The organism is Aeromonas sp. L_1B5_3 (assembly GCF_963866575.1).
GTDB classification, from domain to species: Bacteria; Pseudomonadota; Gammaproteobacteria; order Enterobacterales; family Aeromonadaceae; genus Aeromonas; species Aeromonas jandaei.
Window position 1 is genome coordinate 16,289 of record NZ_CAWMDN010000095.1, and the last position, 22,335, is coordinate 38,623.

23 protein-coding genes and 1 pseudogene are annotated in these 22,335 nt (G+C 59.8%); 13 read left to right on the forward strand and 11 right to left on the reverse strand.

What is annotated here, in order from left to right; translation table 11 throughout:
- Positions 1-4: 4 nt before the first annotated feature.
- Complete coding sequence (locus AACR93_RS05665; protein WP_043849426.1) at positions 5-1,420, forward strand: FAD-dependent oxidoreductase; 1,416 nt, start codon at positions 5-7, stop codon at positions 1,418-1,420.
- Between the two features lie 135 nt (positions 1,421-1,555).
- Here the strand turns inward: AACR93_RS05665 and AACR93_RS05670 are convergent, their stop codons facing one another.
- The 5 genes from AACR93_RS05670 to AACR93_RS05690 all read right to left on the reverse strand — a co-directional run bounded on the left by AACR93_RS05670 (position 1,556) and on the right by AACR93_RS05690 (position 5,120).
- Positions 1,556-2,317 (reverse strand): amino acid ABC transporter ATP-binding protein, encoded by a 762-nt coding sequence (locus AACR93_RS05670; protein WP_043849427.1) that lies wholly within the window; start codon positions 2,315-2,317, stop codon positions 1,556-1,558.
- The gene (locus AACR93_RS05675) at positions 2,314-2,970 is read right to left on the reverse strand and encodes an amino acid ABC transporter permease (RefSeq protein ID WP_269429832.1); all 657 of its coding nucleotides are present in this window, start codon (positions 2,968-2,970) and stop codon (positions 2,314-2,316) included. The genes AACR93_RS05670 and AACR93_RS05675 overlap by 4 nt, the downstream gene beginning before the upstream one ends.
- Before the next feature lie 57 nt (positions 2,971-3,027).
- Positions 3,028-3,801, reverse strand: coding sequence for an amino acid ABC transporter substrate-binding protein (locus tag AACR93_RS05680; RefSeq protein WP_043849429.1), 774 nt, complete (start codon positions 3,799-3,801; stop codon positions 3,028-3,030).
- Between the two features lie 264 nt (positions 3,802-4,065).
- A complete protein-coding gene (locus AACR93_RS05685) occupies positions 4,066-4,461 on the reverse strand; it encodes a nuclear transport factor 2 family protein (RefSeq protein ID WP_043849556.1) in 396 nt (131 codons plus the stop codon).
- 32 nt (positions 4,462-4,493) lie between these two features.
- On the reverse strand, positions 4,494-5,120 hold the full coding sequence (locus AACR93_RS05690; protein ID WP_043849430.1) for an O-methyltransferase: 627 nt from the start codon (positions 5,118-5,120) through the stop codon (positions 4,494-4,496).
- A 281-nt stretch (positions 5,121-5,401) separates the two neighbouring features.
- Between AACR93_RS05690 and AACR93_RS05695 the strand changes: the two genes are divergently transcribed.
- Both AACR93_RS05695 and AACR93_RS05700 read left to right on the forward strand, forming a co-directional pair.
- Positions 5,402-6,697 (forward strand): DEAD/DEAH box helicase, encoded by a 1,296-nt coding sequence (locus AACR93_RS05695; RefSeq protein WP_041208476.1) that lies wholly within the window; start codon positions 5,402-5,404, stop codon positions 6,695-6,697.
- Positions 6,698-6,787: 90 nt separating this feature from the next.
- Entirely contained in the window at positions 6,788-7,438 is a 651-nt protein-coding gene (locus AACR93_RS05700) for a DUF2913 family protein (RefSeq protein ID WP_043849431.1), read from the forward strand.
- A 100-nt stretch (positions 7,439-7,538) separates the two neighbouring features.
- Here AACR93_RS05700 and AACR93_RS05705 read toward each other — a convergent pair whose 3' ends face one another.
- The 3 genes from AACR93_RS05705 to AACR93_RS05715 are packed head-to-tail and all read right to left on the reverse strand — an operon-like array spanning position 7,539 to position 10,328.
- Positions 7,539-7,778 carry a FeoC-like transcriptional regulator gene (locus AACR93_RS05705; RefSeq protein WP_041208478.1) on the reverse strand — a complete coding sequence of 80 codons (240 nt, stop codon included), beginning with the start codon at positions 7,776-7,778 and terminating at the stop codon, positions 7,539-7,541.
- Entirely contained in the window at positions 7,775-10,045 is a 2,271-nt protein-coding gene (feoB, locus tag AACR93_RS05710) for a Fe(2+) transporter permease subunit FeoB (protein WP_043849432.1), read from the reverse strand. Before feoB ends, AACR93_RS05705 begins: the two co-directional genes overlap by 4 nt.
- Before the next feature lie 55 nt (positions 10,046-10,100).
- The gene (locus tag AACR93_RS05715) at positions 10,101-10,328 is read right to left on the reverse strand and encodes a FeoA family protein (RefSeq protein ID WP_033113699.1); all 228 of its coding nucleotides are present in this window, start codon (positions 10,326-10,328) and stop codon (positions 10,101-10,103) included.
- A 119-nt stretch (positions 10,329-10,447) separates the two neighbouring features.
- Between AACR93_RS05715 and AACR93_RS05720 the strand changes: the two genes are divergently transcribed.
- The 7 genes and pseudogenes from AACR93_RS05720 to AACR93_RS05750 all read left to right on the forward strand — a co-directional run bounded on the left by AACR93_RS05720 (position 10,448) and on the right by AACR93_RS05750 (position 15,903).
- Positions 10,448-10,777 (forward strand): translation initiation factor, encoded by a 330-nt coding sequence (locus AACR93_RS05720; RefSeq protein ID WP_043849433.1) that lies wholly within the window; start codon positions 10,448-10,450, stop codon positions 10,775-10,777.
- 246 nt (positions 10,778-11,023) lie between these two features.
- Positions 11,024-11,581 carry a TMEM165/GDT1 family protein gene (locus tag AACR93_RS05725; RefSeq protein ID WP_033113701.1) on the forward strand — a complete coding sequence of 186 codons (558 nt, stop codon included), beginning with the start codon at positions 11,024-11,026 and terminating at the stop codon, positions 11,579-11,581.
- Between the two features lie 164 nt (positions 11,582-11,745).
- A pseudogene (locus AACR93_RS23145) lies at positions 11,746-12,189 on the forward strand (DUF2157 domain-containing protein); the annotation flags it as partial.
- A gap of 487 nt (positions 12,190-12,676) precedes the next feature.
- On the forward strand, positions 12,677-13,681 hold the full coding sequence (locus AACR93_RS05735) for a DUF4401 domain-containing protein (RefSeq protein WP_043849435.1): 1,005 nt from the start codon (positions 12,677-12,679) through the stop codon (positions 13,679-13,681).
- An 8-nt stretch (positions 13,682-13,689) separates the two neighbouring features.
- The gene (locus AACR93_RS05740) at positions 13,690-14,187 is read left to right on the forward strand and encodes a GDYXXLXY domain-containing protein (RefSeq protein WP_043849557.1); all 498 of its coding nucleotides are present in this window, start codon (positions 13,690-13,692) and stop codon (positions 14,185-14,187) included.
- 71 nt (positions 14,188-14,258) lie between these two features.
- A complete protein-coding gene (locus tag AACR93_RS05745; RefSeq protein ID WP_033113705.1) occupies positions 14,259-15,005 on the forward strand; it encodes a substrate-binding periplasmic protein in 747 nt (248 codons plus the stop codon).
- A 142-nt stretch (positions 15,006-15,147) separates the two neighbouring features.
- Positions 15,148-15,903 carry a substrate-binding periplasmic protein gene (locus tag AACR93_RS05750; protein ID WP_043849436.1) on the forward strand — a complete coding sequence of 252 codons (756 nt, stop codon included), beginning with the start codon at positions 15,148-15,150 and terminating at the stop codon, positions 15,901-15,903.
- Between the two features lie 68 nt (positions 15,904-15,971).
- Here the strand turns inward: AACR93_RS05750 and AACR93_RS05755 are convergent, their stop codons facing one another.
- Complete coding sequence (locus AACR93_RS05755) at positions 15,972-17,327, reverse strand: 8-oxoguanine deaminase (protein ID WP_043849437.1); 1,356 nt, start codon at positions 17,325-17,327, stop codon at positions 15,972-15,974.
- A gap of 30 nt (positions 17,328-17,357) precedes the next feature.
- Between AACR93_RS05755 and AACR93_RS05760 the strand changes: the two genes are divergently transcribed.
- From AACR93_RS05760 to AACR93_RS05770, 3 genes are all read left to right on the forward strand, one after another.
- Positions 17,358-17,540, forward strand: a complete 183-nt coding sequence (locus AACR93_RS05760) for a hypothetical protein (protein WP_156152841.1) — start codon at positions 17,358-17,360, stop codon at positions 17,538-17,540.
- A 1,167-nt stretch (positions 17,541-18,707) separates the two neighbouring features.
- Positions 18,708-19,505, forward strand: coding sequence for an enhanced serine sensitivity protein SseB (sseB, locus tag AACR93_RS05765; RefSeq protein WP_043849438.1), 798 nt, complete (start codon positions 18,708-18,710; stop codon positions 19,503-19,505).
- A 185-nt stretch (positions 19,506-19,690) separates the two neighbouring features.
- Complete coding sequence (locus tag AACR93_RS05770; protein ID WP_133164074.1) at positions 19,691-20,017, forward strand: hypothetical protein; 327 nt, start codon at positions 19,691-19,693, stop codon at positions 20,015-20,017.
- A gap of 71 nt (positions 20,018-20,088) precedes the next feature.
- Here AACR93_RS05770 and AACR93_RS05775 read toward each other — a convergent pair whose 3' ends face one another.
- Entirely contained in the window at positions 20,089-20,730 is a 642-nt protein-coding gene (locus AACR93_RS05775; protein ID WP_043849439.1) for a hypothetical protein, read from the reverse strand.
- A 118-nt stretch (positions 20,731-20,848) separates the two neighbouring features.
- Positions 20,849-22,225: a cysteine--tRNA ligase gene (gene cysS / locus AACR93_RS05780; RefSeq protein WP_041208491.1), complete on the reverse strand. Its 1,377-nt coding sequence runs from the start codon at positions 22,223-22,225 to the stop codon at positions 20,849-20,851.
- Positions 22,226-22,335: the final 110 nt, after the last annotated feature.

Below are 22,335 nucleotides of genomic sequence, written 5' to 3' on the forward strand. Positions count from 1 at the left end.
CCCTATGAGCCAGAACGTATTTCAGTTTATCGATGTCCAGCGGGTCGACCCGCCCAAGAAGCCGCTCAAGATCCGCAAAATCCAGTTTGTGGAGATCTACGAGTCCTTCAATCAGCCGCAGGTACAGATGCAGGCGGATCGCTGCCTCGAGTGCGGCAACCCCTACTGCGAGTGGAAGTGTCCGGTCCACAACTACATCCCCAACTGGCTGAAACTGGCCAAAGAGGGGCGCATTCTTGAGGCGGTGGAGCTCTCCCACCAGACCAACAGCCTGCCGGAAGTGTGCGGTCGGGTCTGCCCGCAGGATCGCCTCTGCGAGGGCTCCTGCACCCTCAACGATCGCTTCGGTGCGGTGACCATCGGCAATATCGAAAAGTACATCACCGACAAGGCGTTCGAGATGGGCTGGAAGCCCGACCTCTCGAACGTGGTCAAGACCGGCAAGCGGGTCGCCGTCATCGGTGCCGGCCCGGCTGGTCTCGCCTGTGCCGACGTGCTGACACGCAATGGCGTCACCCCGGTGGTGTTTGACCAGTATCCGGAGATCGGTGGCCTGCTCACCTTCGGTATCCCCTCCTTCAAGCTGGAAAAAGAGGTGATGCAGCGTCGCCGCGAGATCTTCCAGGGGATGGGCGTGGAGTTTCGTCTCGAGACCGAAGTGGGCAAGGACATCACCTTTGCCGACCTGCTCGGCGAGTTCGATGCGGTCTTCCTCGGGGTCGGCACCTACAAGTACATGAAGGGCGGCTTTGCCAACGAAGAGGCGCCGGGCGTCTATGACGCCCTGCCCTACCTCATCGCCAACGCCAACCGCTTGCTGGGCTTTGAGAAGGCGCAAGCCGACTATATCGACTTCGCCGGCAAGCAGGTGGTGGTGCTGGGCGGTGGCGATACCGCCATGGACTGCGTGCGTACCGCCATCCGTCAGGGAGCCGCCAAGGTGATCTGCGCCTATCGCCGCGACGAGGAGAACATGCCGGGCTCCAAGCGGGAGGTGAAAAACGCCCGCGAGGAGGGGGTTGAGTTCATGTTCAACCTGCAACCGGTAGCGGTCGAGCTGGATGCCAGCGGTCGCACCGTCGGCATCAAAGTAGTGAGCACCGAGCTGGGTGAACCCGATGCCAATGGCCGCCGCAATCCGGTGGTCATCGAGGGCTCCGAGCAGGTGCTGGCCGCCGATGCGGTGGTGATGGCGTTTGGCTTCCAACCCAACCCCCAACCCTGGATGGCGGAGTTCGGCATCGAGCTCGACAATCGGGATCGCATCAAGGCCCGCGAGCAGGCGGAGTATGCCTTCCAGACCAGCAATCCCAAGGTGTTTGCCGGTGGCGATGCGGTACGCGGCTCCGATCTGGTGGTCACCGCCATCTACGAAGGGCGCAAGGCAGCCGAAGGGATCATGGACTATCTGGCGGTCTAACCTGCACTTTCTCAGTCAACGCAAAACAGAGCCCCGCCAGTGCGGGGCTCTTCTTTTGAGGCTCGGGATTCAAGGCTCGGAGTTCTCGCTGGCAGCTTGCCACCTATCACTCCCCCCACCTCGTCCGGGGTGCGGCTAGATGCTCCAGCTCTCCGGCAACCGCTCGGTGAGGGTGGAGATGTACTCGAAGGTACGCGCCCGCTTGGGGGTGGTGAACATCTGGCGTGCGCTGCCTGCTTCCACCACCTCACCCGCCTCCAGAAAGATCACCTGCTGCGCTATCTGGGCGGCCAGCCGCAGATCGTGGGTAGCAATCAGCATGGTGGTTCCCTCCCGGGCCAGCTGGCGCAGCACGGTCACCACCTCCTGGGCAAGCTCGGGATCCAGCGCCGAGGTGGGTTCATCACAGAGCAGTACCTTGGGCGATGGCGCCAGCGCCCTCGCAATGGCAACCCGCTGCTGCTGGCCACCGGAGAGGGTGGCAGGCACCGCCTCGGCCTTGTGCCTGAGCCCCACCTTGTCGAGCAGTTGCAAGCCGCGCACCTCCGCTTTCGCTCTTGGCCACTTCAACACGGTCACCAATCCCTCAATGACGTTTTCCAGCACCGTCATGTGCGGGAACAGCTGGAAATTCTGGAACACCATGCCGGTCTGCTGGCGCAATGCCTGCACGCTCTGGCGAGGCAGATGGTGAGAAAAATCGAGTTCGCTCCCCCCCAGCACCAGGTGCCCCGCATCTGGCCGCTCCAGCACATTGACACAGCGCAACAGGGTGCTCTTGCCACTGCCGGAGGGGCCAATCAGGGCGGTCACACTGCCCGCCACCATGGCCAGATCAATTCCCTTGAGCACCTGCTGCCCGCCAAACTGCTTCTCGATACCACGCAACCGGATCATAGGGCGACCTCCCGGGTCTCTTTGTGGGTCAACTTGCGCTCCAGCCGGTCTTGCAAGGTGGAGAGCACCGAGCTGAACATCAGATAGATGAGGGCTGTCTCGCTGTAGAGAATGAGCGGCTCATAGGTGACAGAGGCGAGCCGCTGGGCCGCCTGAAACAGCTCGGGCACGGTCACTGCCGCCGCCAGCGAGGTATCCTTGACCAGTGAAATAAAGGTGTTGGAGAGCGGTGGCACCGCGATACGCGCCGCCTGCGGCAGGATCACCCGCCACATTACCTGGGGCCAGTTCATGCCAATCGAATAGGCCGCCTCCCACTGCCCTTTCGGGATTGCCGCCAGAGTGGCGCGGATGATCTCAGAGCTGTAGGCGCCGATGTTGAGGGTGAAGCCGATCACTGCGGCGGTGAAGGCATCCAGCACAATACCGACACTCGGCAAGCCATAGAAAATCAGAAATAGCTGCACCAGCAGCGGCGTACCGCGAATAAGCCAGACATAAAAACGAACCAGTGCCACCAATGGTGTCGGGCCATATAATCTGGCCAGCGCCACCAGCAAGCCGAGCAATATTCCCAAGACAAAAGTGATCAGGGTCAGTGGCACGGTAAAAATAAGCCCCGCGCTAAGCAGGGGCCAAAAAGAGTCGATCATTAACTGCAACCAGGCTGGCACGTTAATTTCCTCGCTAGTTATTATTTTCCGGCAATATTATTGCGAGACATCAGTACCAAAATATTTATGAGATATTTTCTGATAGTTGCCATCCTGTTTGGCAGTGCGCAGCGCCTGATTGATGGCGGCCAGCAATTCCGGCTGCCCCTTGGCGAGCAGCACCGCCGATTGATCCCCCTTCGCCTCGGTCGCCGCCACCCTCAATTTGGCATCCGGTTTCTGTTTCTTGAAGTCGAGGAACGAGAGACTGTCGTTGATGGTGGCATCCACCCGCCCGGTCAGCACCAGCGCCAGCGACTGGTTGAAGCCCTCGGTGGCGACCACCTCGGCCCCCGACTTTTTGGCCAGCTGGGCAAAGTTGCTGGTCAGGGACTGGGATGATTTCTTGCCCTTCAGATCGGCAAAGCTGTTGATGCTGTGGTTGTCGCTGTGCACCACCACCACCGCCTTGGAGGTGATATAGGGATCTGAAAAATCATACTTTTTCTGCCGCTCCGGGGTGATGGCCACCTCGTTGAGCACCAGATCGTAGCGCTTGGCATCCACCCCGGCGATGAGGCCATCCCACTTGCCCTCGACAAACTCCGGTTTCACACCGAGGCCGCTTGCAATCAGCTCGCCAATCTCCACATCAAAGCCGACCAGCTTGCCGCTCTTGTCGTGATAGGTGAAAGGAGGATAAGCCCCTTCGGTACCAATCTTTATCACGCCACTATGCTGAATCGCCGCAAGGGAGGATTGTGCCTCGGCAGAAGTCACCAGGGTCAACGGAAGGGATACCAGTAAAAAGAGAGTGTGCCACTTGTTCATATTATTTACCTCGTTATATTTCCCATGAGTCGCCAACGACAACCGTATTAATGAAACCGTCTCTTGCATGGATGATGCAAATATCTAAAAACTCAGATGTATGCCTTGCAAATATCGAGCTGGCTTGGGAAAAACATATCGCGCCATATCCCATGGCCAAACCATGAAATATGGTGATATTTAGCGAAATAATGGATAACGAGGGTGGGATGGCTTGAACATGGCAAACACCGCCAGCCATCAGAGTGACCGGCGGCGCTCTTTTTAGACGAGTTCTGGCGTGCGGGTTAGCTTGCTCACCCAGGGACGGCGCCAGGCGGGGGCCTCATACTGTTCCGGCCAATATTCGGTCTGCTGCACAATGCGATCGCCCTCGACCCGATGAAAGGTGATGGCCCGGGCATGCACGACCCCATCGGTGATCTGCACTTCGCTCACCACCTCGTCTCCTTGTGCCAGCAGGCGGACTATGGTGAAACTCCACGGCCCGGCGGCCGGATAACGGCGATTGATCTCGACAAAGTTGCAGCGCCCGAGGATCCTCTCCCCCGATTGCGGCCAGTCACAGACAAACTCATCTCCCAGCCATCGCGCCGCCTTGGCAAAATCATTGCTCTGCATCGCCTGCCAGTAGGCTTCCACCACTGCCACCGGTTTCATCACTGCCACCTCCCTCTTCATGTTCAGGTTGCTCACACTCTCACCACCAGCCACTCCCCCTTGCCCACCGGCACCAGCGAGGTGACAAAACGGGGATCCTGCGCCACTTCAGCCATCCATTCAGCCAGCTCCTCCCGATGAGAGATGGCATTATCGACCACCAGCAAGCCGCGCGGAGGCAAGAGACGCTGTAACTGCGGCCACCACGCCCGGTATTGCCGGCGATCGGAATCAAGAAAGATGAGCGGGAAGCCCGCCGATGGCAGGGTGGGCAACAGCGCTCCCGCCTCCCCGGCCAGCTGGGTGATCCGCCCAGCAAGACCGGCTTGCTCGAAATTGGCCTGCGCCAGCGCCCGCTTGGCTTCATCCCGTTCGATGGTCGTGACATGACCATCGAGCCGGGCCACCGCCTCGGCCAGCCAGAGGGTGGAGTAACCGTTGGAGGTGCCGACCTCCAGCACCGCCTGCGCCCCGCGGGTCTGTACCAGAACCGCCAGCAGCTCGCCGGTATCGCAGGTAATGTTGAGCATCTTGTCGGCGCGATCCGTCTGCGCCAGGTCGTGCTGCTCGCCAAACTGCTCCAGCGCCTGCTTCAGACGCTCAAGGGGGGTATTAGCCCTCGCCGCCTGCTGTGGCAAACCGCTCTCGCATCCGGTCATCACCCTCTCCTTTCATGACTATCAATAGCCACTATCCTTACGGCTGGCATTTTTGGAGTCAAATGGCGGCGACCAAAACCTTGCGCCGGTTAAAAAAACCGATAAAAAACTCTGGCCAATTGAGGCAGAATTTGCTGCGCCTATCTGTTACACTTCGCGCCCGCCATTTTCAGGCTGCGCTGATGCTGTATCAGGGTCGGCCACCAGTGGCAATCCGCGACCGTTCGCCCATGCCGGCTTGTCAAGCCGAACACAATCCAGCTGGATCACAGGAAACCGATATGAGATTTGAAGCATTCGATTTTGCCCCCGAGATTTTGCGCGCCGTCTCGGAGTGCGGTTATCAGGAGATGACCCCTGTGCAGCAGCAGGCGATCCCGGCCATTCGCCGTGGCCGCGACGTGCTGGCCAGCGCCCAGACCGGCACCGGCAAAACCGCCGCATTCGCCCTGCCCATCCTGCAGCGTCTGGTCGATACCCCTGCCGCAGCCGCGCCCTCCAGCACCCGGGTGCTGATCCTCACCCCGACCCGCGAGTTGGCGGCCCAGATTGCCGACAACATCAAGGCGTTTGCCCGCTATCTGGATCTTGGCGTCATCACTCTGGTGGGTGGCGGCAAGCAGGATGTGCAGGCCAAGAAGCTCAAAGCGGGCGCTCACATCATCGTGGCCACTCCGGGCCGTCTGGTCGAACACCTCACCGCCTGCAACCTCAGCCTATCCACCGTGGAGTGTCTGGTGCTGGATGAAGCGGATCGCATGCTCGACATGGGCTTTAGCGCCGATGTGCAGCAGATCCTGCAAGCTGCCAACAAGGGCCGCCAGAACCTGCTCTTCTCCGCCACCTTCTCCGAAGGGGTGAAGAAGCTCGCCAACGTGATGCTCGACAAGCCCCAAGTGGTGAGCGTCAACAAGCAGAACACCACCGCCGACACCGTCAGCCAGGTGGTCTATCCGGTCGAGCAGAAGCGCAAGCGCGAGCTGCTCTCCGAGCTCATCGGCAAGCAGAACTGGCAACAGGTGCTGGTCTTTGCCAGTACCCGCGAGAGCTGCGACGAGCTGGTCGAAGAGCTCAACCTCGACGGCATCAAGTCAGCCGTGGTGCATGGTGACAAGGCTCAGGGCAGCCGTCGCCGCGCCCTGCGCGACTTTATGGAGGGCAAGGTTCGGGTGCTGGTCGCCACCGAAGTGGCCGCCCGCGGTCTGGATATCCCGGATCTGGAGTACGTGGTCAACTATGACCTCCCCTTCCTCGCCGAGGATTATGTCCATCGTATCGGCCGTACCGGTCGTGCCGGCAAGCGCGGTCAGGCCATCTCCTTCGTCAGCCGTGAGGAGGAGCGCACCCTGCTCGAGATCGAGAAGCTGATCGGCCAGAAGCTGCGCCGCATCATGGTGCCGGGATACGAGGTAAGCAGCCGCGAGATGCTGATCAAGCAGCTCGAAGAGCGTCGCCGCTTTGGCGGTCGTGCCCGTCGCGACGACAATGCTGCCGCTCAGTCGATGGCCGAAGCCAAGCTACAGGGGCAACGCCTCAAGCGTCTGGCCGCCGCGAAGAAGCCGCGCCAGCCCAAGTAAGCAGCCACTCGCTGTACCGATAAGATGAAGGCGCCACCGGCGCCTTTCTCTTGCCCTGTGATGACGACTCGCCCCACCGGAGGAGGCACCATGACCCCATCAACCTACAATCAGGCCCTGCTCGAGATGGCCACCCAGAGTCTGGCCGAGCTGGCCCGCACCGGCGAACAAAAGGCTGGCAAGCGCACCCCGGCGCAGGAGAGCCACTTCCTCTGCACCTGGATGGCCGACTCCCTCAAGGAGAAGCGCTTCTCGCGGCTGGTGATGGAGGATCTCAAGGGATGGGTACAGCTGGGCCGCACCCTGGGGGCTGGCGCCGATCTCAAGGGGCTGCTGGAGCGCATCGTCAGCCAGTACCAGAGCGCCATGGCAAATCCGCTGCAACTGGGGAGCAAGCTGGCCAACATGCTGGCTGAGCTGGAACAGGCGGACTGGCTGGTACTGACCGAGAGCGAAGTGAACGCCAGGCTGCGCCTGCAATCGGGCGGTCAGGCCAGTCTGGTGGTAAGCCACAACGAATATGCAGGGCATATCGAAGGCGGCGAGCTTATCAAGCCCCTCACCCTCTATGTGCGTGGTGATGAGCAGCTGCTGGCCAGTGCGGCCGGCAAACAGGGGCTGCTGCTGAGTCAGGGCAACAAGAAAACCACCCTCATCAAGCACCACAAGGCCTACCGGCTGATGCCGGGCAACGAACAGCCAGCCCTTGCGCTGCTGAGCGAAGCTCGCCAGAGCGCCTGATCCCGCCTGTTTGTGCCCCCAAAAAACGGCAGCCCCTGCTTGAATGCAAGGTCTGCCGTTTTTTATTGTTCAGTTTTTCCAGATGATATTCGATTGCTGTTTAACTTACCTTGATGCCAATCTGGCCCGGGGCACACCACTCGAACATCACCTCCTCGCTCTTGCCGCAGCAGCTGCCGCCACAGACCCGGCTCTCGCGCTTGATGACCCGCCCCTTGCGCATCCAGACGCCGAGCATGGCCTCCACCGCATCTTCCGAGGTGTGGAAGTGGCGAGCCAGCTCGCGCCGGCTCACCTTCTGCTGCGCGGCGAGGTAATCCCCCAGCTCGCGCAGGATCATAATGTCACCACTTTGCGGGCGACGATGTCACCGTGACGGCGACCGGCCCACCAGAGCAGCAGCAGGGAGAGGCCATAGCTCGCTACCCAGAACAGGCTCTGCTCGGGGTGAGCGGCGAAGGTGGCCAGCTGATAGAAGACGGTGGCGCACATAAAGGCCATGTAGTTGCACCAGGCGGCGGTAAAGAGCGCCCACTGGCGGCCGGTTTCGCGCACCAGGGCACCCATGGCGGCGGCACAGGGCATGTAGAGCAGCACGAACAGGAGGTAAGCAAACGCACCAGCCGCACCGTCGAAGTGGGTCTGCATGTTGCCGTAGGTAGAGACATCCACCTCCTGCTCCTCGGCAGCCGCCTTCTGGTCATCGAGATTGCCAACCGCAAGGCCCATCGGGTCGGTCGGGTTGATCTCGGCCAGATTGGTCGCTACGGCATCCACCGCTTCGTGGAAGCTGGCGACAAGGGAGAACTCGCCCTTCTCTTCCTCTGCGCCACCACCGGCGTAGAGGCTGTTGAGGGTACCGACTACCGCCTCTTTGGCGAAGATGCCGGTGACGATGCCGACCGTGGCCTGCCAGTTGTCATCGCGCACGCCGATGGGGTGCAGCACAGGGGTCACCGCCTGACTGATCTTGCTCAGCACCGAGCTCTCCTGCTCCTGATGGCCGAAGCTGCCATCGGTGCCCAGCGAATTGAGCACGCTCAGCACGGCGACCACCAGCACGATAGTTTTACCAGCGCCAAAGACAAAGGATTTGAGCTTCTGCCAGGTCTTGATGCCAACGTTGACCGGACGCGGCCACTCGTAGTCCGGCATCTCCATCACCATGGAGTCGCTCTTGCCCGGCAGCAGGGTGCTGCGCAGCAGCAGACCGGTGAGCACCGCCACCAGAATGCCGATGAGATAGAGACCGAACACCAGGTTCTGGCCAGACTCGGGGAAGAAGGCCACCGCAAACAGGGCGTAGACCGGCAGACGGGCACCGCAGGACATGAAGGGGGCCATGGCCGAGGTCATCAACCGCTCCCGCTCGGAGTTGAGGGTGCGGGTCGCCATCACCGAGGGCACGGTACAGCCAAAGCCCATCAGCATGGGGACGAACGCCTTGCCCGGCAGGCCGAGACGGCGCATCAGGGCATCCACCACGAAGGCGGCGCGGGCCAGATAGCCGGAGCTCTCCAGCACCGCGAGGAACATATAGAGGCAGCCAATCACCGGGATAAAGGTGGCGACGGTCTGCAAACCGACCCCGAAGCCATCGGCCAGAATGGCGCCAAGCCAGTCGGGCGCGTTGACCAGCCCCAGCAGATGATGCACGCCTTCCACAAACAGGGCGTTGCCCATGATGTCGAAGAAGTCGATAAAGGCGCTGCCCACCTTGATGGCGAACATGAACATCAGGTACATGACGAACAGGAAGAAGGGGATGCCGATCCAGCGGTTGAGCAGCACCCGATCGAGCTTCTCGCTCTGGGCCACGGTGAGTTTGCCCTTCTGCTGGCACGCCTGACTGGCCCACAGATGGATGTGGCCATAGCGGATATCCGCCAGCTGCAGATCGATATCCTGCCCCTGATGGGCGCGGGTCACCACATTGGTCGCGGCAGCCTGCTGACCGGGCAGCAGGGTCTCCTGCATGGCGGCATCCTCCTCCAGCAGACGCAGGGCGCGGCCACGGGTAGTGAGGTGGTGCGGGGCGAGCAGGGTCTCCAGCTCCGCCAGATCTTTCTCAAGATCAGTGCCGTAATCGAGCATCAGTGCCTGCTGGGACTTGCCGATAAGGCCGTGGATCTGGCTCTTGAAGGCTGCAACCTGCTGGCGATTGTGGGCCGAGAGGGCCACCACCGGGCAACCAAGCGCCTGACTGAGCAACCCTTCATTGATGGTGACGCGGCGTTTTTTGAGGATATCCATCTTGTTGAGCACGACGACCATCGGCAGCCCCAGCTCGCGCAGTTGCAGCGTGAGGTAGAGGGAGCGCTCCAGATTGGCGGCGTCGATGACGTTGAGCAACAGGTCGGGCTGATGGCCCTGCACATAGCGGCTGGCGATCTGCTCATCAAGGCTCGCCTCCTGATTGGCAAGGCTATAGATGCCCGGCAAATCCATCAGCTTGTAATCGTGACCATCGGCGGAAAATTCGCCCATTTTCTTGTCGACGGTAACCCCGCTCCAGTTGCCGACCTGCTGGCGGGCGCCGGTCAGGGCATTGAACAGGGAGGTCTTGCCGCTATTGGGGTTGCCGACCGTAACCAGTGAATAATTCATACCAGCGCTACCTCTATTTTCTTCTGAACCGGGCTCTTGCGGGTGGACAAGCAACTCATACCGGTTCGACCTCAATTTGCTGGGCCAGACTCTTTTGCATGGAGAGACAGATCCCCTGACACTGGATCTGGAGCGGGTCCCCCAGCGGGGCGGACCGCAGATAGATGACTTCAGTCTGTGGCAACAAGCCCATCACCATCAGCTTGCGACGCAACGGCCGGGACAACTGATTCATATTCTTGATGCGAGCACTCTGTCCCGGTGACAACTGCGTGAGTACCATGACTGACTCCTGAAGTTAAACAATAATAATTCGCTTTTACTTGGGGCATTATAATCTGTGTCTTCAACTTTTATTTGAGTAAAATCAAACTCCGCTTAGCTAACCCGTAAAGTAACCTCATGAGTCACGACAGCAACAGCCGCCTTGTTTACAGCACAGATGGCGGTCAAATCAAGGAGCAGAACGCTCCGCAATCCTCCTCCCCCTTCCCCACCGACGGCGTGGTGCGCATGCGCCGCGAGACCAAGGGGCGCAAGGGCGCCGGGGTCATCACCATTCACGGCGTCCCCACCGATCAGCAAAAGGCAATCGCCACCTTGCTCAAGAAAAAGTGCGGCACCGGTGGCGGGCTCAAGGAGGGTGTTATCGAGATCCAGGGGGACAAACGGGAGCTGATCAAGGCCGAGCTGGAGAAGGCCGGCTTCATCGTCAAGCTGGTGGGGGGTTGATCCTCTTGTCTCCCATGCGGTTTTTCCCTAGAATGCCCGCTCCCATCGAGGGGGAGTAGTCTCGCATACCGGATCCGCACCGGCCTGCGACCCTGATCAACATACTTGGTGCCAACTCACCATGGTCAGGGTGATCCAGTTTATCCGTGGATTTGACAAGACCTTTGACGGGCCAGCGCCAATACCGGGGACGGATGGCGTCGGCTTGTCTTTGGTTTATAACAATTCCGTCCCCCGGTCATATCTATGGAAGCCTTGTTAACTTCAACCCTCAGCGTTGCGATTGCCGAGATCGGCGATAAAACCCAGCTGCTGGCATTGTTGCTCATCTGTCGTTTTCGCAAACCCTGGCCCATCATCGCCGGCATGCTGGCCGCGACCCTGCTCAACCATGCGGGTGCTGCCTGGATTGGCGAGTTTATCAGTCGCTGGCTCGACCCCAAGGTGATGACCTATCTGGTCGCGGCCGCCTTTATCGCCATGGCGATCTGGATCCTGGTGCCGGACAAAATGGATGACGAGGAGAGCTCCCTCGACAAGTACGGCCCCTTCATGGCCACCTTCGTGCTCTTCTTTATTGCCGAGATTGGCGACAAGACCCAGATTGCCACCGTGCTGCTGGCCGCCAAATATGACTCCCTCATTCAGGTGGTAACCGGTACCACCCTCGGCATGATGCTGGCCAACGTCCCTGTGGTGCTGATCGGCAAACTGGGGGCGGACAAGCTGCCACTCAAGGCGATCCGCATCGCCTGTGCCCTGCTGTTTGTCGGGCTCGGGGTCAGCACCCTTATCTTCGTCTAGCGGCACTCTGGTCACCGGTTCTACACAGCCCTCTTCGGAGGGCTTTTTGCATTCTGGCTCCCGCCTCCATCACTCCGGCAACCGCCGTTGTCGCAGCCGCAAGCTGCCACTGCACGGGAGTGGGGCTGCCATGTCATAATGGGGCAAACCTCGTGGAGCACCCCATGCACAACGTATCAAGAGAGACGCTACTCGAATGGGTGAAACAGGGACGACTGGCGCCAGAGAAGCTGGCCGCCGCCCTCACCCTCGCCGACCTGCCCCCTGCCCGCTCCCGCTGGCAGTGGCTGTTTGATCGCCTGCTGCTCTGGTTCGGCGCCCTCTGCATCGGGACCGGCCTTATCTTCTTCGTCGCCTTCAACTGGCAGGCGCTGGGACGACTGCCCCGCCTCGCCCTGCTGGAGGCGCCGCTGCTCGCCATGCTGCTTCTGCTGTGGCGCAAGCCCCTTGGCGATACGCCGCGTCAGGCGCTGCTCTTTGCCGTGGCCCTCAATATCGGCGCTTTGCTGGCGCTGGTCGGGCAAACCTACCAGACCGGCGCCGATCCCTGGCAGCTGTTCGCCACCTGGGCGCTGATGCTGGTGCCGCTGGCCGCCCTTGGCCAAAGTCCCCTGCTCTGGACCCTGGGCTGGCTGCTCGGTCAGCTGGCGCTGGTGCTCTACTGGCGGCTCGGTCTCTTCAGCTTCTTCTTCACCTTTGACGAAGAAGGGCTGGGCTGGTGTCTGACCCTGCTCAACGCCGCCCTCTGGGGCTTGCTGCTGCTCGCCCCTGCCCGCTGGCGCCTGATGCCGGGCTGGCTGGCGGGTCTTGCCGCCGGGCTTGGCGCCACCCTGCTCGCCCTGCTGGCGCTCTTCGATGCCGCCTCCCCACTGGTGTGGCCGCTCTGGCTGGGCTGGCTCGCCGCAGCCTACACACTCTGGCATCACAGATTTATCGCCGGGCTCGCCATGGGGTGTCTCAGCCTCATTGCCGTTATCCTCGCCGCCCTTGGCAAGTGGATGAAGCCGGATGTGGACGGTTTCCTGCTGCTCAGCCTCATCGCCATCGGCCTCTCGGTCGCCGCCAGCCGCTGGCTGCAACAACAACGGAGGTCCCATGAGTGATCTGACGCTCTGGCAAACCCTGCAACAGGCCAATCTGGTGGAAGGGGAGATGCCCCGCAACAACCAGCCGCACTGGTCGAGCCGTTTTCTGCTCGGGTTGGTGGGGTGGATCGCCGCCCTGTTCCTGCTCTTCTTTCTCTTTATGACCTTCGAGCAGCTGACCCGCGAGGCCAACAGTGCCCTGCTGCTTGGCGCCGTACTGCTCGGGGTGGCTTACGCCATCAACCGCAGCCAGAGCGGCGATCTCTGGGATCAGTTCGTTCTGGCGCTCGCGCTGGCGGCCGATGCCTGGCTGCTCTACGGCCTGCTGGATCAGGCCGACAGCCACCAGAGCCTGCTCTGGTTCGGCCTCTGCCTGCTGTCGCTCGCCATCGCGGTGCTGTTCGATCACTGGCTGGTGCGGCTGTTTCACAGCGTGGCGGCGGCTCTGCTGCTGACCCTCGCTCTTGCCTGCCTCGGGTTGCAACTGCTGGCCCTGCCGCTGGTGATGGCAGCCATCACCTTCTGCTGGCTGCGCGCCGATCACGACCCCGCCCGTCACCAGCTCTACCACGCCATCACCCTGGGGCTCGCCCTCTCCCTGCTGGTACTGGGTCGCCTGCACCAACCGCTGTGGGAAGGTGGCAGCAGCGTGCTCGATGAACTGGGGCTGTCGCGCCTGCCGCTCTGGCTCAATCCGCTGCTCTGCGCCGCCCTGCTGCTGGCGGTGATGGTGAAACTGAAGCTGCCGCTCTGGTACGGTCTGCCGCTGGTGCTGCTCAGCGCCGTCATTCCGGGGATGGGGGCTGGCGCACTGGTGCTGATCCTCGGCTTCTATGCCGGCAGCCTTGGCCTGATGACCCTCGCCGCCCTGCTGCTGGTTGGTTATGGCGCTCTCTATTACTACGATCTGGGGCTCACCCTGATGACCAAATCCTGGCTGCTGCTGGGCTCGGGCGCCCTGTTGCTGGGCGCCCGCCAGCTGTTCAAGACCCTCTCGGCAAGGAGCGACTCATGAGACCCGCGATCCGACAACTCGGCCTGTTGCTCACTGGCCTTGCCATTCTGGCGGGCATCAACCTCACCGTCTGGCGTTTTGAGCACGCCATGAGCAGTGGCGAGGTGGTGCTGCTGCGGCTCGCCCCGGTCGATCCCCGCTCCCTGATGCAGGGGGATTACATGCGCCTTAACTACGAGATCGCCCGCGAGCTGGCCAGCAGCGATGGCCGCGACAAGCAGAGCGACACCCTGGTGATCCGCCTCGATGCCCATCAGGTGGCCAGCCGGGTTGCCGATGGCAAGCCGGATCAGCTCGCCAGCGATGAGCGGCTACTGCAGGTGCACCGCAGCGATCGCCAGTGGCTGATCGGCCCCGACGCTTTCTTCTTCGAAGAGGGGGATGGCGAGGCCTTGAGCCGTGCCCGTTACGGCGAGTTTCGTCTGCAGCCTGATGGCAAGACGTTGCTGGTGGGGCTGCGCGATGAGGCTTATCAGCCGATTGGGAGAAGCCGGTCACGCTGGTAACGGGGCAAAGTGGCTATTTGAGCGGTTCATGGTCACACTCAAAGCACGGTTGACCGCTGAGGATGTTCCCCATGAGGATTTGGCTCACCTGCTTGCTGCTATTGCTCCCCTGGGCCTCGATGGCCCGGGCCGATCTGGGCAAACTCGAATATTTCACCGAAGAGTACCCCCCCTACAACTTCAGCGATGAGCAGGGCCAGCCCACCGGCCTTGCGGTTGAACTGCTGCAGATGGTGTGGAAAAACAGCGGGGTAGCCCCCCAGCCAATTCGCATCCTGCCGTGGGCACGCGGCTACTACCTGCTGACCCAGAAACCCAACGTGGTGCTCTTCTCCACCGCCCGCACCCAGGCGCGGGAAGATCTCTTCAAGTGGGTCTGCCCCATCGGCTACTCGGAGTACATTCTGCTGGGGCGCAAGGCGCAAAACATCACCCTCACCTCCGTCGACGAGATGAGCAAGTACCGGATAAGCGCGGTGCGCTCCGATGCCGCCGAGCAGCTGCTGCTCAACAACGGCATGGATGACAACAACATCATCCCCGCCAACCGCCTCAATCAGGCTGTCAAGATGCTCACCTCCGGCCGCGCCGACCTGCTCGCCACCAGCAAGCTGGCCGGTTATGACGCCCTGCGCGAGATGAAGCTCAACAGCGACGACTTCAACGTCGCCATGGTGCTGAGCGCCGAGCAGCTCTGCTACGCCTTCAGCCGTCAGGTGGATGACAAGGAGATCAAGCTGTTCCAGAGCGGCCTCACCCGCGCCCTCGCCTCGCAGGAATTTTTGAAGCTGCAGGCCAAATACCTGCCCATTCGCTGACGGGCAGCGAAGACCAGAAACAGACGAGGGATGCCAACGGCATCCCTCGCTATTATTGAAGAACCTGACCGCTCAACCTTGGCGAAACCGGTCGGCTTGGTCACAATTGAGCATATATATTCCCTTGAGCAGGATGGAAAAAATGAAACCATGGATTGGATTGGCCGCACTGCTTGTTAGTTCCCTCGCCCACGCCAGCCCCGAGCTGGCCAAGCTTCACTACCTGACCGAAGATTACAAACCCTATAACTACGCCGACGAAGCGGGCAATCCGACCGGCTTTGCGGTCGAGCTGCTCAAGCTGGTATGGCAGAAGACCAACACCCCGGAGCAGCCCGTCACCATCATGCCCTGGGCCCGTGGCTACTACCTGCTGACCCAAAAACCCAATGCGGTGCTCTTCTCCACCGCCCGCACCCAGGCGCGCGACCCCCTGTTCAAGTGGGCCTGCCCCATCGGTTACGCCGAAATCGTGCTGGTCGGGTTGGCCGACCACAAACTCAACATCACCAAGCTCGACGATGCCAAGGCGTTCAATATCGGGGCGGTGCGGGCTGATGTGGGCGAACAGCTGCTGCTCAACAACGGCTTTGACGAGACCAAAATCATCGCCGCCAACCGCCTCTCCCAGGCGCTCAAGATGCTCACCTCCGGCCGGGTGGATATGGTCTCCACCAACAAGACCACCATGGAGCAGCAAATTCAGGAACAAAAACTCGACCCCGCCAAGTTCAAGGAGCAGTGGCAGCTGAGTTCCGAGCAGTTCTGCTACGCCTTCAGCCATCCGGTGAGCGACGATCTGGTCAAGGAGTTTCAGAACGGCTTGACCCAGGTGCTGGCGGGCAGTGAATACCCGCTGCTGCACAACAAATACTTCCCTGCCCCCGCCGCCAAATAGCACCGCCGCGCCAACCAACAACAAGGGGCCCACCGCGGGCCCCTTCTCTTTTTGCCGTTTGCTCTCCCCTAGCCGCGTACCAGCGCCGCAGCGGCCACCTTGTGACGGGCAATCAGCCCCTCGATATCCAGTCCCTCGATGGCACCATCGACCACCCGCCACTTGCCGCCCACCATCACCCGATCGGCCCGCTCGGCGCCGCACAAGATCAGCGCCGCGACGGGATCGTGACTGCCGCTAAAGCGCAGATCGTCGAGCTTGAACAGCGCCAGATCTGCCTGCTTGCCGGGCAGCAGCTCGCCGAGATCGCCGCGCCCGAGCAGCCGGGCCGAGCCTACGGTCGCCCACTCCAGCACCTTGCGCGGGGTAATCCGCTCGGCGCCGTAGCGCAGCCGCTGCAGATAGAGCGCCTGACGGGCCTCCTGCATCAGGTTCGAGGCATCGTTGGAGGCCGAGCCATCCACCCCGAGCCCCACCGGCGCACCGGCCGCCTCCAGATCCAGGGTCGGGCAGATGCCGGAGGCAAGCCGCATATTGGAGACCGGACAGTGGCACACCCCGGTGCCCGCCGCCCCCAGCCGCACAATCTCGTCCGGATTGAAGTGGATGCCGTGAGCCAGCCAGGTGCGATCGCCAAGCCAGCCCACCTTCTCCAGATAATCGACGGTACGCAGGCCAAAGCGTGCAAGGCAGAACGCCTCCTCATCCAGCGTCTCCGCCAGATGGGTGTGCAGCCGCACATCGAGCTCGGCTGCGAGTCTGGCGCTCTCCACCATGATCTCCTCGGTCACCGAGAAGGGGGAGCATGGGGCCAGCGCAATCTGGATCTGCGCCCCGGCGCCGCGCTCGTGGTACTGGCGCACCAGCCGCAGGCTGTCATCGAGGATCTGCTGCTGCCCCTGCACCGTGTGGCGTGGCGGCAAACCCCCGTCATCTTCGCCAAGGCTCATGGAGCCACGGGTCAGCATGGCGCGCATCCCCAGCTCACGCACCGCCGCCACCTGAATATCGATGGACTCCTCCATCCCGCGCGGGAAGAGGTAGTGGTGATCGGCCGCCGTGGTGCAGCCCGAGAGCAGCAGCTCCGCCATCGCCACCTTGCTCGCCAGCGCCAGCGCGTCCGGCGTCAATCTGGCCCACACCGGATAGAGGGTCTTGAGCCAGGGGAAGAGCGGCTGATTGACCACCGGCCCCCAGGCACGGGTCAGGGTCTGGTAAAAGTGGTGGTGGGTATTGATAAGGCCCGGCAGCACCACATGGTCGCGGGCATCGAACAGCTGATCGCACGGTCGGGCAGGCTGCTGGCCTGCCGCCAGCACCTCGCTTATCAGGCCGTTTTCAATCACCAGCCCGCCGCGGCCATCGACCGCTTCGGGGGTAAAGGTGGCAAGGGGGTTTTTGATCCAGATACGGGTAGCGGACATGGCCGACTCCTCCATCAGTGACACATAGGGGTGAGCCAGCTCAGTTATACCCTGTCTGCTGATCCAGAGGCGGCGGTCAGCGACCGCGGCCAACCCAGTTTAGGCAAGTGGCGCAAAAAGTCTGTGATCGCCGTTTTGAATCAAGGTGATAGCGACGGATTGCCCAAGGCGACCAACCGCACAAGGCTTACCCCACAATTAATCAATCTGTAATTAACAAAAGCTTGTGCCAGCGCAAAAAAACCTCTGGTTTCTGATAGTTGCGTGATGGCCGCCATAGTTAAGCGCTCAATGAATCCGTAAGATATTTGGCGGCGCCTGTTGGCCCCTTTTCCCAAACCAAGGTCAACGGCGCAATGTGGCAGCGACAGTCAGGGGCGGTAGCGTCTTTCGCGGAGACCAGCCGGTCTCCCGTCCCTGCGCCAGGGTAACCGTCCCCTCTCCCCTTGCGGGAGAAGCGTAGGGTGCAATAAGCGCAGCTCATTGCACCACGGTAACCGTCCCCTCTCCCCCTGCGGGAGAGGGTGAGGGATCATCAACCCCGTTGGCATGACTTCGCCAGCAGGGTCGGTAGGGTCGATTAGCGTAGCGTAATCGTCCGTGCTAACCGCTCCCCTTGCAGGTGAAGCCCATGGCGCAATCTGCCAAGCCTGTTGCCGCAAGCAACCCCGCGTCGAATAGAGGTGCAATTCACTTCGTTCATTGCACCCTACGGTATGGGACAAACGGGCTCACCCCGGCGAACAACAGGGGGCAACACCCAACCCGCCGCCCCGAGGCCAGTTAACAGGCGTAGGGTGCACCAAGCGCAGCGCATTGCACCGCGCTAACAGCCCCAGCCTATTCGGGGCAAAGATCGGGCGGGTTGTTAGCTCAGAGCCACCCCCTCGCCCACCCTATGGCAAGAGCAGATTGTCGCACGAGTGAAACAGGCGTCATCGACATCGTTGCATAAGTGAAAAAATCATGGTGAATACAACGACGAACGGTACCCACGCTTATCGAACAGTGGTTTTATATTGAAGGCCCGATAGTAAGTATTTCACCGTAATAACACCTTATTTCTCGAACGTCCGATTACGCTTCGCTAATCGAGCCTACGGCCCCGATGCAAACGCATCACTATACTGACCTGTTCACGTAGACGGGGTTTGACGGTACTCTCCATAACTGGCTCCTGAGCTTTTTATACAGTGATATATGGTGGAGTAAAAAAGGAGGTCAAACGAATACATTCAAGCATCACAGATAGACAGGTAATATTTTTATTTTATTCTTTTTCGTGGCAACTATCAGGACAGAACCGAGTTATATGAAAAGCTCTGCTATCGAATTAGGGCCATCTTCTATCTAATCTCTGTTATATCTAAAGGAAAAATCGTGGAAATAACCGAAGAAAATAAACTTGAAGAGATTTTAAGGCTGGCTGCAAACGAACCCGCCCATCGACCACAATTCTGTGAAGTCCTACTAAATTCGCACGTCTTTTTGCTTGGTACAACTGGAGTGCCAGGTACGGACGGACAAGTGAATCTCGAAGCTGGAAGTAAAATTCAAATACAGCATTGGGAAAAGGCTGATGGCTCACCTGTAATCCCTTTCTTTTCATCGCTAGAAGTATTACAAAAATCTATCGATAGAGAAGAATCATATTTGGCCCTACCAGTACGTTCTTTGTTTGAAATGACACAAGGAGCTACGCTATTTCTGAACCCAAAATCAGACTATGGAAAAGAATTTGTTCCTGAAGAAGTAGCACATTTGTTATCTATAGGCATCAGTCGGGAGCCATCCCAGAGAGTGGTGAAAAAAGAAACTAAGGTGCTACTGGGGCAGCCGTCTAATTACCCATCAAAAATGGTTGATTCACTTACTCAGCTATTGGCAAAACATGCCAATGTAAAAAAAGCTTATTTGGCACTTATGCATGACACATCTGTTGATGAGAAACCACATCTAATAGTTGGTATAGAAGCCGATGGTGATATTGAAAAGGTAATGAGGGAGGCTGGCAACGTTGCTGGCGATACCGTGCCAGAAGGCGAGTCTGTTGATCTGTACAAGGTCAATGGAAGTGATTCTGGTCTTAGCCAATACTTTAAAAATCAAGTTAAACCATTCTACGAAAAAAAATGGGGTTCAAAGCTCAAGTCGTGGTTTGGTGTAGGTAAGGCATAACAAGGCCAAGCTGTACAGGTCTAGTTAGTGCTGAAAATGCCATTAGATCATCAGGTTCTGAGTTTTACATCATAGGGCTAGATGATCGCAAAAAACATAGAGTCACCACATAAAACAAGCTCATTAAAAACTAAAAACAGCACACCAATCATAAATGACAAGTTCAGGCAACATATCGAGGTTTTATGACAAGCAAACATCTTTTGATAGCGAAAATACTATTTATCATTTCCGCATTATGTGGATTGGTTGTTTCCGCAGCTCTTGGATACATTTTCTCTGATAGCTTTAGCGTAAATGGCATTACCATATCATTGATTGGTGCAGCATTAGTTATCGCATTTCACTACTGCGCCTATCTTGGCTTGATTCAACAATCTTTTGGAATGGCAATCATTTTTTGGATTTATATAGTACTAAATCTGTTTAGCATTCCTATTGGGACGATATTTTCTATAACGTTGATATATTTTTGGAATCAACAAAGAAAACCACATTCATCCCCTATCTAAATAAAAACCGCAGCCTTGAGCTGCGGTTTTTATTTCTATTCCCCAAACACTTTTTCACTCAGGCTAAAAAACTATTTCCCCAACCCCTTGCACTGCTCTCCCCCGGCGGCGGGATAAGCGGTGAGCGTCTCATAGAGGGCGGCGCGCAGGCTGCCGGATTGGCAGAAATCGCAGCTGCCGCCAGCGTCGATATCGGTGATGCGGGCGCCTTGCGGCCCGTCCAGTACCAGATAGGTGCTGACAAAACGGTAGGTGCCGCTGGGGGCGTCGAGCGGGGTGCCCGGCTCGCCAAAGGTGAAGCGCACCTTGACCTCGCTGCGATCCCGGCTGCCAGCGATGGCGCGCGAGGAGAGGATCTCCGAGCCCAGCAGGTTATCCCAGGCGTTGGGCAGGAAGGGGTTGCCCTCGACAAAGGGGGGCTTCTCGTCGGGGGCCTCGCGGGTGGCTATTTCGCGCGCCTTTGAGGCGGCATTGAGCAGGCAGAGCAGCTCGGGGGAGACGATAGTGGGCAGCGCGCCGCCAAGATCGCTCTGATAGAGGCCACTCGGTTTGACTTGGCGCTCCCAGTCGAGAAACTGCGCCACTTTAGCCTTGGCGCGGGCACTGGCGGCCGGATCGAGTTTGCCGCTGGTGGTGGTGCCCGCATGGGCCGGGGCGATCAGGGCCGCCGCAGAGAGGGCCAGTGCCAGCACGGGCCAGCTGGATATCTTCATGGTGCCATCTTCCTTATGTTCGCTTGCATGGGCCGCGCCTTGAACAAAGCGCCGGGCCCTGAAAAAAAGAGCGCAGCCCAAGGGCTGCGCTCTGCGTCAGATCGTCAACCGGCGGCCCTTAGGCACGGCGCCAGCTGGTCTTGCCGGCGCTGTCTTCCAGCACGATACCCATCTCGGTGAGACGGTTGCGGGCGGCATCGGCAGCAGCCCAGTTCTTGTCGGCACGGGCCTGATTGCGCTCGGCGATCAGGCGCTCGATCTCGGCAACCTCTTCGTCCGCTTCGTCACCCTTGAGGAAAGCCTCGGGGTCTTGCTGCAGGATGCCGAGCACGGCGCCCAGCTCGCGCAGACGGGCGCCCAGCGCGGCGGCAACGGCCATGTCTTCACCCTTCTGGCGGTTGATCTCGCGCACCAGATCGAACAGGGCGGAGTAGGCTTCCGGGGTGTTGAAGTCGTCGTCCATCGCCTCTTTGAAGCGAGCCACCTGCTCGTCGCCACCGGCAGCAGCGGCCACCGGCAGATCGCGCAGGGCGGTGTACATGCGCTCCAGCGCGGCGCGGGCTTGCTTGAGGTTATCTTCCGAGTAGTTGAGCTGGCTGCGGTAGTGGCCAGACATCAGGAAGTAACGGACGGTTTCGGCGTCGTAGTGAGCCAGCACGTCGCGGATGGTGAAGAAGTTGCCAAGGGATTTGGACATCTTCTCTTTATCCACCATCACCATGCCGCTGTGCATCCAGGTGTTGACGTAGTCGCCACCGTGGGCGCAGCAGGACTGGGCGATCTCGTTCTCGTGGTGCGGGAACTGCAGATCGGAGCCGCCGCCGTGGATGTCGAAGTGGTTGCCAAGGTGCTTGGAGTTCATGGCGGAGCACTCGATGTGCCAGCCAGGACGGCCCGGGCCCCAGGGGCTTTCCCAGGTCGGCTCGCCCGGTTTGGACATCTTCCACAGCACGAAGTCGAGCGGGTTGCGCTTGGCATCCACCACGTCAACGCGGGCACCGGCTTGCAGCTGCTCCAGATCCTGCCCGGAGAGCTTGCCGTAATCGGCGTAGGATTCGACGATAAACATCACATCGCCGTTATCCGCCACGTAGGCGTGCTCTTTTTCCAGCAGGGATTGCACCAGCTCGATGATCTCTTCGATGTGCTGGGTGGCGCGCGGTTCGATATCCGGGCGCACCATGCCGAGGGCGTCGAAGTCGGCGTGCATGTCGCCAATCAGACGCTCGGTCAGCTCGTCGCAGGTCACTTGGGTCTCGGCGGCACGCTTGATGATCTTGTCATCCACGTCGGTGATGTTGCGCACGTAGGTGAGGTCATAACCGGCGTAACGCAGGTAGCGAGCGACCACATCAAAGGCGACGAAGGTGCGGCCGTGGCCGATATGACAGTGATCGTAGATGGTGACACCACACACATACATGCCCACCTTGCCCGGGTGGATAGGTTTGAATTCTTCTTTTTGACGAGTGAGTGTGTTGTATATCTTCAGCATCTTCTAACCACTGCCTGTGAGTAAAATGGTTGGTCATGATACCCCGTTCAGGGGCAGAAAACGAGGCAGAAAACGTGGCCAATCCCGCCTGCCAGCACGGTTACGGCGCC